This window comes from Collinsella aerofaciens (genome assembly GCF_041537385.1).
In the GTDB taxonomy this organism is placed as follows: domain Bacteria; phylum Actinomycetota; class Coriobacteriia; order Coriobacteriales; family Coriobacteriaceae; genus Collinsella; species Collinsella aerofaciens_BV.
In genome coordinates this window covers 1-1,454 of record NZ_JBGORS010000016.1, presented here as the reverse complement: position 1 = coordinate 1,454, position 1,454 = coordinate 1, and the positions used below count along the sequence as shown (strand labels likewise).

General features: G+C 65.8%; 2 protein-coding genes. Both read right to left on the bottom strand.

Going from position 1 to position 1,454, the window contains the following annotated elements; translation table 11 throughout:
• Nucleotides 1-38 precede the first annotated feature (38 nt).
• A complete protein-coding gene (locus tag ACEG18_RS09680; protein ID WP_372542581.1) occupies nucleotides 39-890 on the bottom strand; it encodes an IS3 family transposase in 852 nt (283 codons plus the stop codon).
• Nucleotides 891-910: 20 nt separating this feature from the next.
• A complete protein-coding gene (locus ACEG18_RS09675; protein ID WP_372542582.1) occupies nucleotides 911-1,246 on the bottom strand; it encodes a helix-turn-helix domain-containing protein in 336 nt (111 codons plus the stop codon).
• Nucleotides 1,247-1,454 lie beyond the last annotated feature (208 nt).

The window sequence follows — 1,454 nt, the reverse complement described above, 5'->3', positions numbered from 1 at the left end:
TGAACTGCACCCCAAAACTTGGACGGCTTAAATAAGAACTACGCCGCAAGGGGCTGGTTCCGGAACTCCTCCGGGGTCAGCCCCTTCAGTTTAGCCTGCCTTCGCCTCGTGTTCCAATGGGCGACGTACGCGTCCAGGTCCGCCTTGAAGGACTCGAAGTCGGGCCATGCCCTTCCACGGAAGAACTCGTCCTTCATGTGGCCGAAGACCTGCTCGGTGGCGCCGTTGTCGATGCAGTTGCCCTTTCTGGACATGCTCTGGACGATCCCGGCTTCCTTCAACCTCCCGCACCATGCGGCGTGCTGGTACTGCCAGCCCATGTCGCTGTGAAGCACCGGCGTCGCGCCCTCGGGCATCTTCGCCAGCAGCTGGTCGAGCAGCTCGGCCTGCTGCGCCATGTCCGGGCTGGTCGACGTCGACCACGCGACTATCTCCTTGCTGCCGAAGTCGTACACCGGCGCGAAGTAGGCCTTGCCCCAGGGCTGCTTGAACTCGGTGACGTCGGTGCCCATCTTCTGCCACGGCCCGTCGGCGGCGAAGTCGCGCCCGATGACGTTCTCGAACGTCTCGCCCACGACGCCCCTGTACGAGTTGTACCTATGGTAGTCGGTCTCGCGGCGGATGCCGCAGCGGACCCCCATCTCCCGCATCATCTTGAGCACGGTCTTGTCGGCTATGCGCGCGCCCAGCTCCGCGCGCAGGCACATGGCGACCTGGCGGTGGCCGCACCCGTTGGCCGTGCGCGAGAAGATCTCCGCCACCGCGTCCCGCAGCTCCGGGCGCGTCGGCCTGGCCGGGTGCGACAGCGCGTAGTAGTAGCTGGATCGGGCCAGGCCGGCGCATTCCAGCAGGCTCCCCAGCTTGCACCCCTCCGCGCGCAGGGCGCTCACGGCCTCGACCTTCGCCCTGGTCAGAGCCCGTCCCTCTCGACCAGGGCACGCAATTTTTTTAGGTAGGCCACCTCGGTCTCGAGCCTTCGGCAGCGCTCCTCGAGCTCCTGCTCGCGGGTGCGCTCGCGCGGCCTGGGGCCGGACCCCTTCGGCCTGCCCCGGGGCTTGGGCCTGAGCGCCTCGGCGCCGCCCTCGCGGTAGAGCGCGCACCATCTCTTGAGCGGCGCCAGGGACATGACCCCGAACGCCTTCATGGCGTCCTGCTTGCCCATGCCGCCGTCGACCACGGCCGAGGCGGCGGCGACCTTCTGCTCGTATGTGTACCTGGTCTGCTTGCCGTCCATGGATAGCAGCACCTCGCTTCCGAATGACCGGTATACGTAGAGCCATTGTCTCACGGTGTTGCGCGGGATCGATAGCGCCTTCGCCGCCGACTTGAAGCCGTGCCCTCGCTCGAAGAGCCCGATCGCCGCCTTCCTGGCCTCGATGTCGTGTTTCATCCTCAAGTCGACACGCATAAAAAGCCTCCCATTTCTCGTGTCCAAGAAATGGGAGGCAGTTCAA